This window comes from Paenibacillus nanchangensis, assembly GCF_046543445.1.
In the GTDB taxonomy this organism is placed as follows: domain Bacteria; phylum Bacillota; class Bacilli; order Paenibacillales; family Paenibacillaceae; genus Paenibacillus_AQ; species Paenibacillus_AQ nanchangensis.
The window spans coordinates 1-13,864 of sequence record NZ_JBHOFD010000043.1 but is presented as its reverse complement, the minus strand read 5'-3'; the positions used below and the strand labels follow the sequence as shown (position 1 = coordinate 13,864).

General features: G+C 50.8%; 13 protein-coding genes and 1 pseudogene. 7 read left to right on the top strand and 7 right to left on the bottom strand.

Annotated elements, in window-relative coordinates; translation table 11 throughout:
* Positions 1 to 152: 152 nt before the first annotated feature.
* The 5 genes from ACE6ED_RS25725 to ACE6ED_RS25705 form a co-directional block, all read right to left on the bottom strand.
* A complete protein-coding gene (locus ACE6ED_RS25725) occupies positions 153 to 944 on the bottom strand; it encodes a helix-turn-helix transcriptional regulator (protein ID WP_410830307.1) in 792 nt (263 codons plus the stop codon).
* Between the two features lie 217 nt (positions 945 to 1,161).
* Positions 1,162 to 2,955: a type 2 periplasmic-binding domain-containing protein gene (locus tag ACE6ED_RS25720; RefSeq protein ID WP_410830306.1), complete on the bottom strand. Its 1,794-nt coding sequence runs from the start codon at positions 2,953 to 2,955 to the stop codon at positions 1,162 to 1,164.
* A gap of 42 nt (positions 2,956 to 2,997) precedes the next feature.
* Entirely contained in the window at positions 2,998 to 3,960 is a 963-nt protein-coding gene (locus tag ACE6ED_RS25715) for a carbohydrate ABC transporter permease (protein ID WP_410830305.1), read from the bottom strand.
* Positions 3,957 to 4,871 carry an ABC transporter permease subunit gene (locus ACE6ED_RS25710; RefSeq protein WP_410830304.1) on the bottom strand — a complete coding sequence of 305 codons (915 nt, stop codon included), beginning with the start codon at positions 4,869 to 4,871 and terminating at the stop codon, positions 3,957 to 3,959. Before ACE6ED_RS25710 ends, ACE6ED_RS25715 begins: the two co-directional genes overlap by 4 nt.
* A gap of 336 nt (positions 4,872 to 5,207) precedes the next feature.
* The gene (locus tag ACE6ED_RS25705; RefSeq protein ID WP_410830303.1) at positions 5,208 to 6,137 is read right to left on the bottom strand and encodes a dihydrodipicolinate synthase family protein; all 930 of its coding nucleotides are present in this window, start codon (positions 6,135 to 6,137) and stop codon (positions 5,208 to 5,210) included.
* A 98-nt stretch (positions 6,138 to 6,235) separates the two neighbouring features.
* Between ACE6ED_RS25705 and ACE6ED_RS25700 the strand changes: the two genes are divergently transcribed.
* The 3 genes from ACE6ED_RS25700 to ACE6ED_RS25690 all read left to right on the top strand — a co-directional run bounded on the left by ACE6ED_RS25700 (position 6,236) and on the right by ACE6ED_RS25690 (position 9,385).
* A complete protein-coding gene (locus ACE6ED_RS25700; RefSeq protein ID WP_410830302.1) occupies positions 6,236 to 6,994 on the top strand; it encodes an IclR family transcriptional regulator in 759 nt (252 codons plus the stop codon).
* Between the two features lie 68 nt (positions 6,995 to 7,062).
* Entirely contained in the window at positions 7,063 to 9,042 is a 1,980-nt protein-coding gene (locus tag ACE6ED_RS25695; RefSeq protein ID WP_410830301.1) for a YjhG/YagF family D-xylonate dehydratase, read from the top strand.
* 124 nt (positions 9,043 to 9,166) lie between these two features.
* The gene (locus ACE6ED_RS25690; protein WP_410830300.1) at positions 9,167 to 9,385 is read left to right on the top strand and encodes a sulfurtransferase TusA family protein; all 219 of its coding nucleotides are present in this window, start codon (positions 9,167 to 9,169) and stop codon (positions 9,383 to 9,385) included.
* Here ACE6ED_RS25690 and ACE6ED_RS25685 read toward each other — a convergent pair.
* Complete coding sequence (locus ACE6ED_RS25685; protein ID WP_410830299.1) at positions 9,382 to 10,266, bottom strand: LysR family transcriptional regulator; 885 nt, start codon at positions 10,264 to 10,266, stop codon at positions 9,382 to 9,384. The genes ACE6ED_RS25690 and ACE6ED_RS25685 overlap by 4 nt on opposite strands.
* Before the next feature lie 171 nt (positions 10,267 to 10,437).
* On the opposite strand from ACE6ED_RS25685, the gene ACE6ED_RS25680 reads away from it, so the two are divergent.
* The 4 genes from ACE6ED_RS25680 (at position 10,438) to ACE6ED_RS25665 (ending at position 13,449) form a co-directional block, all read left to right on the top strand.
* Positions 10,438 to 11,127 (top strand): YeeE/YedE thiosulfate transporter family protein, encoded by a 690-nt coding sequence (locus tag ACE6ED_RS25680; protein ID WP_410830298.1) that lies wholly within the window; start codon positions 10,438 to 10,440, stop codon positions 11,125 to 11,127.
* Between the two features lie 186 nt (positions 11,128 to 11,313).
* Entirely contained in the window at positions 11,314 to 11,541 is a 228-nt protein-coding gene (locus ACE6ED_RS25675) for a sulfurtransferase TusA family protein (RefSeq protein ID WP_410830297.1), read from the top strand.
* A 36-nt stretch (positions 11,542 to 11,577) separates the two neighbouring features.
* Positions 11,578 to 12,126: a YeeE/YedE thiosulfate transporter family protein gene (locus ACE6ED_RS25670; protein ID WP_410830296.1), complete on the top strand. Its 549-nt coding sequence runs from the start codon at positions 11,578 to 11,580 to the stop codon at positions 12,124 to 12,126.
* A gap of 99 nt (positions 12,127 to 12,225) precedes the next feature.
* A complete protein-coding gene (locus tag ACE6ED_RS25665) occupies positions 12,226 to 13,449 on the top strand; it encodes an FAD-dependent oxidoreductase (RefSeq protein ID WP_410830295.1) in 1,224 nt (407 codons plus the stop codon).
* Positions 13,450 to 13,619: 170 nt separating this feature from the next.
* On the opposite strand, the pseudogene ACE6ED_RS25660 reads toward ACE6ED_RS25665, so the two are convergent.
* Positions 13,620 to 13,751, bottom strand: a pseudogene (locus ACE6ED_RS25660) (IS5/IS1182 family transposase); the annotation flags it as partial.
* Between the last annotated feature and the right edge of the window lie 113 nt (positions 13,752 to 13,864).

The window sequence follows — 13,864 nt, the reverse complement described above, 5'->3', positions numbered from 1 at the left end:
CTGACTTGTCGAAAAACCAGTTTTTGTTGGGCCAACAATCATCGTATATCACATATACCATTTCACTATGGGGCACACACCTGAACTGGATGATGCTGCGCGGACAACACTCGAACAAAGACTTGCGAACGGCGGCGGCCAAGGCAATTGTTCTACAAGCCGGTCTGGACCGTGTGTTCCCTGGAGGCTAGCTTGTCCCGGTAGGCGCGGGGAGAACTGCCGGTGAGCCGGCGGAACTGTCTGCAGAAATGCTCCACATTGGCATAACCGCAAAGCGCGGCAACCTCGGCGATTTTATGCGGGCCGAAGCTGAGCTTTTCCTTGGCCAGCCGGATTCGGCAGTGGATGACATCCTCCATGCAGGAAATGCCGAAGGTGGATTTATAGATCGTCTGCAGATAACCTGGACTGATATGCAAATATTCAGCCATTAGAGAAATAGTCCAGGGACGGGTGGGATTATTGTAGAGCAGCTTGCGCAATTCCAATAAATTATAATATTGGGGACTCAGTTTGTCTTGAGAAGCCTCGCACAGCTTGTTAAAGATAATTCTGAACAAGTAGTCGATGGAAAGCTCGCGGTAATCATTATTAAAGGTGTGCTCTGTGGCCAGTAATTGAAACAGCTGATGGCAGTAGCCGGGATCAGGCAATGAGAACGGGACACCAAGCGGCAGGGTAGTTTCTGTAATAAAGGGTTCGTCCGCATGGAAACGGACCCAGTCGTTAACGTATTTATTGGCGCAAGCGCGGTAATAGATCCTGTGTTTGGGCGGATAAAGGACAGCTGAATGGGCCGGAAACTCCTTCAGTTCCCCGTTCACTTCAAACAACGCCGCAGTTTGTGTGAGCAGCAGAAGCCAGGCATTCAAACCGTCAGGTATACTGTATACAAAGTCGTCCGGATGAGCGGCGTCATATTCGACATAGTATATCTTAGGCATTGCTTTCTCCTTTCAATCCTTTGGATATATCAATTAATATACAGGGAATTACAAACGAAAGGCTCGTACAGGCCGGGTTTATGACTTCCCTGCACAGTACGAGCAATTGTTTAAATTGCACTTATGCGGTTGAACCGCCGTATATCGAAGGTACATACGATGGTGTGAGGAGTCGGCTGCTCAGTTAATGAGCAGCCTCTATTCGATTTATCGTAAGTTAATTGCCGGCTATTGCATCAGCGCGCATTTTGACGATTTTCTCCGCTCTTTCCTTATCGACAGCAAGCACATCCTCCCAGCCGAGACCCGTCACATCCGTCTTCAGTTTATTCCACAGCTGGTCGAATTCTGCCTGATCCTTGGCAAAAATCATTTTCCAGGAGGTGCTCTTCACATAATCGGAAATCTGGCTGCGTTTATTCTTGATATCCGAAGAGTCCGATCCGAGACTGGTATTTATGTTCGGCACAATATCGATCATATTGTTTTTCTGATAATATTCTGTCGGCGTCGCTGCATTATAAGCCTTCTGCCATTCGGTAGTCAGAACCGTCTTGTTCGCCTCAATGGTTGAGCTCCAGTAGGTGCTGTTATAGAACTCATTCGTTTCCGGATCTTTGACAAAGTCACTCATAATCATTGTGTTGAGCTTGCTTTGTCCGTCCTGATATCCTCCGCCTCCGTATTCATCGGGAACCGGAGTGTTTTCCTGGAAAGCCGTTTGGCCAATTTCCGTCAGCTTAAACTTGCCGTCCGGCGTTTTTTCATAGTTAAAGCCTTCGAAGCCGTTCGTGTAGTAACGCAGACCTTCAGGGGAAGACAGCCAATCCATAAATTCGATGATTCTTTCCGGACTTTTGGCCTTAGAACCGACAGCAAATACTCTTCCGTTTCCAAAGTAGGCGTCACTGTTCTGGATAAGGTGAGTGTCCGCGATCGGAATAGCCACATTGCCGTCGCCTTGATTGCCTCTTTCTATGGTATTGTAGAAGCCTCTTTGCCAGGAGTACCACAGGAGGAGAACCTGTTTGTTGGTCAGCTTCTCGGCGACTTTGTTCCAGTCCTGAGACGGGGAGTCAGGGTCAACGAGGCCCATCTGGTTGGCGTCGAAATAGAACTGCAGAATCTTCTTGTACATACTGTTGTCGTCAACAAGCGGGACAATATCGCCTTTGGCATTCAACTGGATGGTGGAGGTTCCGTTAGGCTGCTCGTAACCGTACCAGTTGCTTAACCAGCGTACATTCTCCATGCTTCCGTTATCCCAATCCTTCCAAAGCGTAATTGGAACAATGGGTTTCCCGTCCGGTGTCTTGGGATATTTCTCCTGCATCTGCTTCAGGGCATTCATGAGATCAGTGAGGTTGTTCAGCTTGGGTGAGCCAATACCTTTGTAATAATCCCAAGGCATAATCGGACTGGAATAGGGCAGCTCCTCCGAGAAGGTGGTCGGGGAGGTGTCCGATACAAAGGTCGGCAGCGCATAAATTTTGCCCTCCGGATTAACGCTCTCGAAGGCGGCATTGAAAGGTTTGAAGTGATTGTCTACATATTTGGACAGATGCTCGGTATTCTTGAGCTTATCCGTCAGATCCATAATCATTCCCGCCGGAATCAGCTCTTCCAGCTGGCTGTTCTCAATAATGAGGAGGTCTCCCAAGTCTCCCGATGCCGATCTTGTTTTGTACAACTGATCGCCCGCAACCTGCGGGGATAGAATGTTAAGTGTGATGTTGAATTTGTCCTTGATCAGCTTGCCGTACCATCCGGTCTGCTCCCCCTGGTAATTGGACGCGTTGTTAAACACGGTAATCGTCAGGGGCTTGCTGTGATCGATTCCGGTGCCCGGACCGGATGACTCTGAGGTTTTGCCGGAATCGGACGGTCCTGCTGAGGTGCCTGCCGCATTGTTGGAGTTGCCGCTGCATCCGCTTAAAACCGTTGTTAAAAAAAGCATAGTCGTCCCGAGCCACATCGCCGTTTTGTTGGCCAGCTTACGGTTAGTAAACATGGACAGCCCCCCGAAAGATTATTTTATTTAAAATCATACACATCAGCCTTTGACTGCACCGATGATAATCCCTTTGACAAAAAATCTTTGGAATATCGGATAAACCAGCAAAATAGGTGCCACAACAATGATGGTAACGGTCATACGGATAGAGGTTGAGGTCTGCTTGGTGGCCAGACTAGCCATAGCGGTTGATCCGGCATTTTGCAGATTGACCATAGTCGACAAGGAGCTGGCTTGATTGATGTAGTTATACAGAATAAACTGCAGGCTGTACAATTTGCTGTCCGTAACCAACAGCAATGTATCCTGAAAGGAATTCCACTGGTTCACTGCCGAGAATATGGCGACGGTCGCCAGGATCGGTTTACTGATCGGCAGAATAATTCTGTAAAAAATCGTGATGATCCCCGCTCCATCAATGCTGGCTGCCTGCTGCAGTTCCTTCGGTGTGGATTCCACGAATGTTTTGACAAGAATGATGAAGAAGGGAGCTACAATGGACGGCAGAATGTAAGCCAGAAAATTGTCGGTCAGGTGCAGGGATCTCATCGTCAAATACCACGGGATAATACCGGCATTAAAAAACATTGTGATGATGGTGAAGCGGTACCAGAATGTTCTCCCCCACATGTCCTTCTGGGCAAACATGAATCCTAGAAAGGCGGATGCCCCGACAGTTAAAAAAGTGCCGATCACCGTTCTTCCCAAAGAAATGACAAAGGCGTTCCATAGTCCCGGGATTTTGAATACGTCAATGTAGTTCTGGAAATGGAGACCCCTGGGATAGAATACAATTTCACCTTTGGCACTGAGATCATTAGCGCTTATGGTGTTGATAATGATAGAGTAGAAGGGATAGACACATACAAATGCAAAGAGAGAAAACAGGAAGTAAATCGTTACCGAAATCAGCTTGTCGGTTGCACTGACCTGCATTTTGGTTTTTGCGGAGACAAGGACAGTTGCGGCATTCGGCTCCAGGCCGGTTCGGTTGTTACTCATACGATGCCCTCACCTCTTAACAATTTGGACAGCCCGTTGACCGAGAAAAGAAGCACGACGCTAATCAGGCTCTTCAGCATGCTGATCGCGACGGAAACGGAATAGCTGCCGCCCCCCATGGCCAGGTTGTAGACATATAAATCCAATACCTGTATGGTGTCTTTGTTAAAAGCGTTCTGGAAAACAAAATATTGCTCCAGGCCATTATTCAGGAAGCTGGCGATTTGCAGCATCAGGAGTACAAAATAGGTTGGCAGCATACTCGGTAAAACCACATGCCGGATGACCTGCATTCTTGTGGCGCCGTCCACGTAGGCTGCTTCATACAGGGACTCATCAATGCTCATAATGGCTGCTATATACAAGATGGCCGACCAGCCCAGTGTCTTCCAGGTAGCCCATATCCACATCGTAATCCAGACATGCTCCGAGCTCTGCAGAAAAAGGACAGGGGAATCAATAAACCCGATTTGATTCAAAAATCCGTTGACAATGCCTTCGCTTGAGAACATGGAAAAGGCCAGGGAATACACGAGCACCCAACTGATGAAGTTAGGAAGGGTGGTTACGGTTTGTATAAACTTGCGAAACCGGACGGCTTTGATTTCCGTCAGGAAGATTGCAAAAACCATCGGAAGCCAGGAGAAGAGGATGCCCAGCCCGCTGATGCCGAAGGTATTTTTGATTACCTGAACAAGCTGGTCAATCTTCACCTCGTTTTCAATCAGGGAATGAAACCATTTCAGCCCGACAAACGGCGACTGTGACAGCGGGATCGGAGGCATGTAATCGAAGAATGCATAAACCCATCCATAGAGCGGATAGTATGCAAAGACAGCAAGTAAAACCATGAAGGGCGAGATATAAAGAAAGTTTCTGATCGAATTGCGTCTTACGCTGTGACTTCGCATCGGTTCACTCCTCTTCGTATTCTCTTTGAAAGACTGAACTTAGAAGAATTGCATTACAAGTGCTGTTTGCTGAATTGAATCCGGACTACCCTCCCTCCATCCAAAATCAGCTGTGTGATGATGCAGCAAATCGTGATTTTCCGGATGTTTAATATGACAACGCTTTCATAATTATGGAATTATAATAAGTTATCAAATCTGTTCAAACAATGACCAATCCTCATCAGTTATTGATCTATAATCATATTATTTTGCGCTGTCAGCGGAATGTATCCATAAAAAAACAGGGCAGCGGCTCCCGCAAGGGAAGCACGGCCCTGTCTGCTTCGGGGGTTTTTATAAGCTTGTTGTATCCGGATAAGATATGCCTGCATTGTCGAAAATTTGCTTGAGCTGCTGCTCCTTTCCATCGTTCCAGGGATTTGCCGGAGAATGACTGAAGGTAGGGAGGGCAAGGCCCGACAGGCGGACCGCTTCCTTGATGGTCGGGATAAACGGTTCATCCAGCGCATACAGCGGAGGAATCTGGATCAGCTTCCGGTGATACTCAAGCACCTCCGGGAGGTCGTTATTTTGATAGCTCTTGTACAGGCCGAGCATCAGCTGCGGGGCGAAATTGGCACTGGCTGCAATCGCACCGGCTCCGCCGGCCGCCAGGGTGGGCAGTAAATATTCGTCAAAGCCGCAGAACACGGCAAAATCCGGATTGACCTCCCGGACGAGCAATATCATTTGACGGATATGGCTGAGCTGATCCACGGTTTCCTTGATGCCGCACACCTGGGTATAGCTTGTCACAAGGCGTCTGACAAAGGCGGGGCTTAAATCCTGACCGGTCAGCGCAGGAAAATTATACAGCATCATCGGCAGCTCAGAGGCTTCGGCAATTGCGGCATAATGGGCGAAGAGACTGTCATCGCTCAGCTTGCAGTAATAAGGGTTGATGACCACCACACCGGTTGCCCCGCTGTGTGCAGCATGCCTGGTAAGACGGAGCGCTTCTGAAGTCGTGCTGCTGCCGGTTCCAATCCAGACCGGCAGGCGTCCGGCGGTACACTCGATGCAGAACTCCGCAACTTCCTCCCGCTCACCTGCATCGAACTGGTTGAATTCCCCAGCTGTGCCTAGGAAGAACAAGCCATGCACCCCTTTGTCAATCAGGCTGTCAATCAGCAGCTTCATTCCGGGACGGTCCAGCTTCCGGTTTTCGTTCAAAATTGTCGGTACAGGAGGAATGATACCTGCATTGAATCGAATATTTTTCATTTGTTTTTGCCTCCGAGTTTGATATTATAAACATAAAATTAGTATATTGAACCTGAAAGGGTTAATCAATTGTTGTTTTTAGAGAGGGGATTGAAGGGGTGGACCGTAAATATTGGGTTCCCGCTTTGGAACGGGCCGATTTAATTCTGACGGCGATTTCCCGGAAGCAGGGGGAGTACAAACTTACAGATCTGTGCGAGGCCACCGCGATCAACAAAAGCTCCATGTTTTCGCTGCTGCGGACCATGGAGGCGCTGAACTGGGTCAAGCGGGATGAACAGGAAGTCTATTCTCTGGGAGCGGGGATGGCGTACCTTAATGCTGTATTTAATGAATCGTATAAGCAGAATTACAATCTGGTAGAGCAATTTTTGCAGAAATCCCAGGAGAGCGTCAAGGCCGTTGGGGAAACCTTCCAGCTGTCGGTGCTGGACCGGAGTGAAATTATTTATCTCGCCAAGCAGGAAGGTCCTTCGCTGGTGAAGCTGGAATCGAGTCCCGGCATGAGGTTCCCGGCCCATGCGACTGCGATGGGCAAGATGATGCTGGCGCTGCTTCCGCTTGATGAATTGACCAGAAGGTATCCGGACAGCCTTTTGTCTCCGGTAACCTCTCATACTGTTACAGACTGGGGACAGTTTACAGAAAGACTGGCTGAAATCCGCTCCAGCGGGTATGCGGTGGATCAGGAAGAAATTATAGAGGGGATCTACTGTGTAGCAGCTCCTGTGATGGATGCTTCCGGTAAAGCAGTTGCTGCGGTAAGCACATCCATGCTGCGCCATGCTTATCTGGACAAACAGCAAGCGGCAATTCGGGAAGTCATCCGGCTGGGGAAAAAGCTGTCCCGGGCTTAAGTTTCGGGTACCTGCACTACAATTCCGGGTACCTGCACTACAATATAGACGGGAAAGAAGGGCATACAATGGAACTCAGCTTGTCGGATATTATGAAAGAGACCGCCGGGGAGCCGGTGCCTGTACATACTGCTGCTGAAGGCCCCTCCGGCAGTCTTCCGATTACAGACCATATGCTGCGTAGCGCACCGAGCGGGGAAATCTTCGGTATGAGCCAGAACGCGGGAATGGGCTGGAATCCGCTGCTGCTGAACAGGCCGCAATACCTTATCCTAGGTACCATGGGGGGAATCCGGCGTGAGGACGGCAGTCCCCTGGCTCTTGGTTACCATACAGGCCACTGGGAAATCGGCCTGATGATGCAAGAGGTTGCCCATGAAATAACCGCTCACGAGGGAACTCCTTTTGCGGGTTATGTCAGTGATCCCTGCGACGGCCGCTCCCAGGGTACTGAAGGAATGTTCGATTCCCTGCCTTACCGGAACGATGCGGCAATCGTTCTGCGCCGTTTAGTCCGTTCGCTGCCGACACGCAAGGGAGTGCTTGGGGTGGCCACCTGCGACAAGGGGCTGCCTGCGATGATGCTGGCCCTGGCGGGCATGCATCATTTACCGGGAATTATTGTTCCGGGAGGTGTCACGCTGCCGCCTGTAGAGGGGGAAGACGCCGGTAAAGTGCAAAGCATCGGAGCGAGGTTCAGCAACGGGGAGCTGTCGCTGGAAGATGCGGCGGACCTCGGCTGCCGCGCCTGCGCAACACCCGGCGGCGGATGCCAATTCCTGGGGACGGCGGCAACAGCCCAGGTCGTAGCCGAAGCGCTGGGCATGTCGGTTCCTCATGCAGCTCTGGCTCCTTCCGGGCAGCAGATATGGAAGGACGTCGGCCGCCAGTCTGCCCGCGCACTGCTGCAGATGGAGCACAGCGGAATCGTGATGAAGGATATTCTGACCGACCAGGCGATACACAATGCGATGGTTGTCCATGCCGCATTCGGAGGATCAACGAATCTGCTCCTTCATATTCCCGCAATCGCCCATGCCGCCGGACTGCGCATTCCAACCGTCAAGGACTGGAATGAAGTGAACCGCAGGATGCCGCGGCTGGTCAGCGTCCTGCCGAACGGCCCCGTTCCGCACCCGACAATCCGGGTATTTCTCGCCGGAGGTGTTCCCGAGGTCATGCTGCATTTGCGGAGGCTGGGCCTGTTAGACGAATCGGTTCTTACGGTGACGGGAAGAACCCTTGGAGAGAATCTGGACTGGTGGGAGAACTCGGCCAGACGCCAGGACATGCGGAACCGGCTGAGAGAAGCCGACGGGATTGACCCGGATAGCGTGATTATGAGTCCGCAGGAGGCGAAGCGGCAGGGAATGGCTTCGACAATGACCTTTCCAACCGGAAATCTGGCCCCCGAGGGCTCGGTGATCAAGTCGGCAGCTATTGACCCTTCGGTTCTGGACAGTGAAGGCGTCTACCGCCATACGGGCAGGGTGAAGGTATTTACTGCGGAAAAAGATGCAATCCGCAGCATCAAGCTTGGACTGATCCAGGCAGGAGATATTCTGGCCGTCATCGGACGCGGGCCCAGCGGTACAGGTATGGAAGAAACCTACCAGTTAACTTCGGCATTAAAGCATCTTCCTTTTGGCAAATACGTTACTCTGATAACGGATGCGCGTTTCTCCGGAGTCTCTACGGGGGCCTGTATCGGGCATATCGGCCCGGAAGCACTGGTTGGCGGCCCCCTCGGCAGGCTCAAGGACGGTGACTGGGTAGAAGTTGCTGTCGATACGATCAAGCTTGAGGGCAGCGTAAATCTGGTTGGCGACGGCGAGCAGCCGGGCACTGCCGCAGATGGAAATGTTCTGCTGGCTGCCCGCACTGCGCATCCGTTCCTGGCTGTAGATCCGGGTCTGCCCGACGATACCAGACTATGGGCCGCGCTGCAGGCCGCAAGCGGCGGAACTTGGCAGGGCTGTGTCTACGATACGGATAAAATTATTGCCGCCCTGGAAGCGGGCCGGCAAGCATTGGGGCGGAAAGAATGACCAGAAGTATGATTCAGAACCCGATTCTCCGGGCCAAGTTACTGTGATATTTACAATAACGCGGCCAAACAGCCCGAGGCTATACTGAACTCATGAAACGGCCTGGCAGGGGGAATCCGACGAGATGATTGAAATCGACTGTTTGGGGGAAGTGTGTCCCGTTCCGGTGATGCTGCTTAAAAAGCATCTTCAAGCGATCCGGCTTGGGAGCCGGGTGCTGCTGGTCACCGACCACAGCTGTGCGAGAAAATCCATTACCGAATACTGCAGGCAGACCCACCTGCAGTGTTCGATAGAGGAAGTGATGAACGGAGTCTGGGAAATCGTGATCTGGGCGCCTTAACACAGCGTGTCGATCAAGGTCTGCTCAAAATACCGGATCAGCGGCTTCACTTCACGGCTGCATTGCTGAACCTCTTTTTTAATCATATAAATGTCGTTATTCACTTCCAGACCGCGAATCCGGATAATTTTGAGCTGTTTCGTATACAGCTCTTTTTTTATGGACATGTAGGGTAAAAATGCCGCGCCATGCCCTTTGATGGCCGCCAGCTTTACGGCTTCAATGGAATCTAGGCTGTAGAGCACGTTGGGCTTCGTTTGATCCGTTAACGCCTGCGCCAGCTGGGGCTGCAAGCAGGAAAGCTGGGAAGACCAGATCAGGGGATACCGGGGCAGCTCGTGTATGCCGATTTCCCCTGGAGCAGGTTTGGCGCTGCTTAACACCAGCATGATCCGGTCTGAAAACACCTTGCGGGCGTTCACTTCCGGTCTGGAGGACGGGCCGGAGATAAAGCCGATATCGCCTTCTCCCAGGAGAATATGCTCCTCAACACTCGGAGTAGGCGCTTCATTTAAAGCAATCTGGCAGTGCGGAAAATGCTTTTTCACCTCAAATAAGGTGCAGGGCAGCGCATAGTTGCACACTTCCGGGACCGCATAAATCGATAGCTGGTGCCGGGCGGGCTGCAGCTGTTCGATTTCAGTGGCCATATCTTCATAGAGCTTGCAGATCTGTGCCGCATATTTTTGGGCGATTCTGCCTGCCTCCGTAAGCTCCGCTCCTTTGTTGCTTCTATGCAAAAGCTGGGTTCCCAGCGATGTTTCCCAGGTTTTGATCTGCTGGCTGAGCGCGGACTGGGTCAGATGGGATTTTTGCGCCGCTTTGGAGATGCTTTTGAGCGACACGATATCAAGAAATAATTTAAGCGTTTCCAAATTCATGATTATGCCTTCCTTTCTTTTCCGGTAGCCCGAGAATAGCATAAATCGTTTGCCGCCGGTTTGCTATTAGAAAAGCTTATGTAGCATGAGAAAGACCGATAACTACGGAATCCGAAAGAATGTTATTCTTTTCACATAGTCAGTTTAAAACAAATCCGGGGGTGTTTAGGGATGGAGCAAAACGCTGCTTCCGCAGCGAGGGCCGGCCGCAGCCGGGCGCCTAGAAAACCGAAAAAAAGCCAATTGCCGTTTGCGCTGCTGGCTGCGGCTGTGGTTGCGGGATTCGGGTTTTATTTGAACCACTATAACGACAAAATGGTGGTGTATCTGCTCTTCGGGCTGGCGTTTGGCGTAGTTTTGCAAAGAGCGAGGTTTTGTTTTACCGCCTCGATGCGTGATCCGTGGATTACGGGCAGCACGTCCGTCACAAGAGCGGTATTAATCGCCTGCAGTCTGGCCACGATCGGATTTACGGCGATCAAATACTCGGCGTTTTCGGCAGGGAACCCGATCCCGGGCATGGATAATGTCGGGCAGATCAGCTTGGCCCTCGTTGTTGGTGCTGTGATTTTTGGGATGGGCATGGTCATTGCCGGCGGCTGCGCTTCAGGTACACTGATGCGGGTGGGGGAAGGCTTTACAATGCAGATGCTGTCCCTGTTGTTTTTTGTGATCGGCTCGCTGTGGGGAGCGCACGACATGGGTTGGTGGCGGGCGCATGTAATCAAGGAAGCGCCTGCGGTATTTTTGCCGGATGTCTTTGGTTGGCTTGGCGCCTTGCTGGTTCAGTTTCTGATCATCATTTTGCTTTATATCGCTTCGGTCAAATGGCAGGAGAAAAAGATGGGCAGTGCGGAGTAAGAACGCGGACGGGATGACCGGGAGGAGGAAGGAAGGAAGGAAGGAAGGAAGGAAGGAAGGAAGGAAGCAGGCAATGATAGAAGCATGCTGTAGGTTGATCGGAAGCGGACTTTTTTATCAGTAAAAGTGAAAATGTTCACAAAATTAAGTAGATCTAAACAAATCTAAACGAAGGTGGTTATTACAATGGCGGAATTTACACTCGATTGTATGGGAGAAGCTTGTCCGGTACCTTTGATGCGGACGGAAAAGAAAATGGCCGAGCTTCAGACCGGCGATATTCTGGTGGTCTCGATTGATCACAGCTGTGCGATGAAAAATGTGCCGGAGTGGGCCAGAAAGCAGGGGCACAACGTGGAAATTGAAGAAGTGGATGATGGGGAATGGGAGATTGTGATCGAAAAGCTAAAATAGGTTCGCCATATCGTCAGGAAGGGGGGAGTTGGAGCGGTGAACGCGTTTTGGTTAAAAATATCCTCCAACCGGTTTTACAAGCAGCTGCTGAAAGAGCCGCTGACCTACGTAACGGGGGCTGTCCTGCTTGCCGTGTTTTCGATCGCCCATCTTGCTGTTTTTTCGAAAGGCTGGGGGGTCACAAGCGCTTTTGCGGACTGGGGAGCATGGATGTACCAGCTGGTAGGCGGCAATGTGGACAATTGGGCTTATTTCAGTTCGGAGAAAGCGCAAAAAACACTGTCCGGCGGTTTTATGAACGATGGGGGTTCTATCCGTAATTTAGGCATCATTTTGGGCGCATTGTTAGCAACGCTGTTTGCGTCGGAGTTCAAGATTAAAAAAATTCGCTCCTGGAAACAGGTAGCTGCGGCTGTATTAGGCGGTTTGCTGATGGGGTACGGAGCAAGGTTGGCCAATGGCTGTAATATCGGCGCTTTATTTACGTCTATTTCCTCGTTGTCGCTGTCGGGCTGGATCTTTTGGTTGTTTTTATTGATCGGCGCTTTTATCGGCAGCAAATTGTTGGCCAAATTTTTTATGTAAAGGAACGAAAAACAGAAGAACGTGCAAACGGGCTGACTTTATGGTTTAGGGGTCGGCCTGTTTGTTTGACAATCACCACGAAAACGGAGGCTGACCGGAATGGAAAAAAGAACGGAAACGTACGATGTGATCATTATCGGCGGAGGTGCGGCAGGGCTAACGGCGGGGATTTATTGCGGGCGCGCCCGGCTCAAAACTCTGATTTTGGAAAAAACGCTGGTCGGCGGGCTTGCCACCTATACGAATGAAATCGAAAATTACCCCGGGTTTCCCGAAGGGACCACCGGGACGGGGCTAATGGGATTGTTTCACAAGCAGGCGAAGAAGTTTGGCGTCGAATTTAAAATGACCGATGTCCAAGCGGTATCGCTGTCCGGGGAGACGAAAGTCGTCGAGACGTTCCGGGTGCGGTATGAATGCAAGGCCGTCATTGTGGCGGGAGGCGGGAAACCGCGTTTGACCGGAGCGGAGAACGAGCAGAACTTTTTGTATGACAAAGGGATTTCCTTCTGCGCAACCTGTGACGCGGCGGCCAATGCAGGCAAGACGGTAATGGTGATCGGCAGCGGGGATGCGGCGATTGAGGAAGGAATGTTTTTGACAAAGTTTGCGGATAAAGTAATGGTATCGGTCATTCATGATCACGGAAACATGGATTGCAATGAAATCGCCAAAAAGCAGGCGCTGGATAATCCCAAAATGGAATTTTTGTGGAATACAATGGTGGATTCATTTGCGGGAGGGGAGCATCTGGAAGCAGTAGTGCTGAAGAACCTGAAGACAGGGGAGCGGCAGGCGGTAAAAGCGGATACGTGTTTCCTGTTCATCGGCTATACGCCAAATACGGAGATTTACAATGGCCAGATTAACCTGAATTCGCGCGGATATGTGCTGGTGAATGAAAAAATGGAGACCAATATTCCCGGTGTGTTTGCGGCCGGCGATATCTGCGAAAAGTATTTGAAGCAGGTTGCCACCGCGGTGGGCGACGGCGCAATTGCCGGATACGGGGCGGAGAGGTACATTTCGGAATGTGAGGTGTACGAGCATCAAATTTTGAATCACGGTAAACCTTCGGTTGTGTATCTGTGGAATGCGACCGAGCCGGAATCCCGCGAGCTGCTGCCGCTGATCGAAAGCTTTGAAGAGAAGCATGCCGCAGAGGTAAAAGTAACCAAAGTGGATGTGTATAAGTCGCCGGGGCTTGCCGCAAAGCTGGGAATCCCTGCCGTGCCGGCGGTTGCCTATCTCGAAGCCGGGAAAATTCAGCAGACGCTCACAGAAAACATCAATGAAGAACAACTGCACAGCCTGCTGGATTAGCGCCAATTTAGAGCCTGTACGCAAACTCATTTCAGCCATAACCTTTCGAAATCAACGCCAAAAAGCCTTGAACATGCTCGCTGTCTTGTCATAAAGGTTGACAAACGCAGATAACTTTTCATTTTATTAAAAAGCTTTCGATTAAATGCCGTTCTTTATAAGTATCCTTCAGCATGAATCTTAGTCGTTAATTCGCCCCGGGAACGTCCGATCGCTTGCTTTGCCCCCTTTTGCACGGCCCCATGCTGATGGACTGGGACTATGGTTGTATCCATCATCATCATCTGCTCGAAATCGGGCTCAATGGTAACCAAAGTTCGGCTTAATGATAACGTGCTTCAGGAATTCATCCCAGATTCCCGCCTTTTTGTAGCCGCCAGAGAAAGTAGGGGGACAAGTGTGCGGACTCAGAAGG

What these genes read in the sequence shown, in the direction of transcription:
- ACE6ED_RS25705 (WP_410830303.1), bottom strand. Translation starts at nt 6,137, where the DNA reads ATGAAAAATATTCGATTCAATGCAGGTATCATTCCTCCTGTACCGACA.
- ACE6ED_RS25690 (WP_410830300.1), top strand. Translation starts at nt 9,167, where the DNA reads ATGATTGAAATCGACTGTTTGGGGGAAGTGTGTCCCGTTCCGGTGATG.
- ACE6ED_RS25715 (WP_410830305.1), bottom strand. Translation starts at nt 3,960, where the DNA reads ATGAGTAACAACCGAACCGGCCTGGAGCCGAATGCCGCAACTGTCCTT.
- ACE6ED_RS25680 (WP_410830298.1), top strand. Translation starts at nt 10,438, where the DNA reads ATGGAGCAAAACGCTGCTTCCGCAGCGAGGGCCGGCCGCAGCCGGGCG.
- ACE6ED_RS25710 (WP_410830304.1), bottom strand. Translation starts at nt 4,871, where the DNA reads ATGCGAAGTCACAGCGTAAGACGCAATTCGATCAGAAACTTTCTTTAT.
- ACE6ED_RS25695 (WP_410830301.1), top strand. Translation starts at nt 7,063, where the DNA reads ATGGAACTCAGCTTGTCGGATATTATGAAAGAGACCGCCGGGGAGCCG.
- ACE6ED_RS25665 (WP_410830295.1), top strand. Translation starts at nt 12,226, where the DNA reads ATGGAAAAAAGAACGGAAACGTACGATGTGATCATTATCGGCGGAGGT.
- ACE6ED_RS25720 (WP_410830306.1), bottom strand. Translation starts at nt 2,955, where the DNA reads ATGTTTACTAACCGTAAGCTGGCCAACAAAACGGCGATGTGGCTCGGG.
- ACE6ED_RS25685 (WP_410830299.1), bottom strand. Translation starts at nt 10,266, where the DNA reads ATGAATTTGGAAACGCTTAAATTATTTCTTGATATCGTGTCGCTCAAA.
- ACE6ED_RS25675 (WP_410830297.1), top strand. Translation starts at nt 11,314, where the DNA reads ATGGCGGAATTTACACTCGATTGTATGGGAGAAGCTTGTCCGGTACCT.
- ACE6ED_RS25725 (WP_410830307.1), bottom strand. Translation starts at nt 944, where the DNA reads ATGCCTAAGATATACTATGTCGAATATGACGCCGCTCATCCGGACGAC.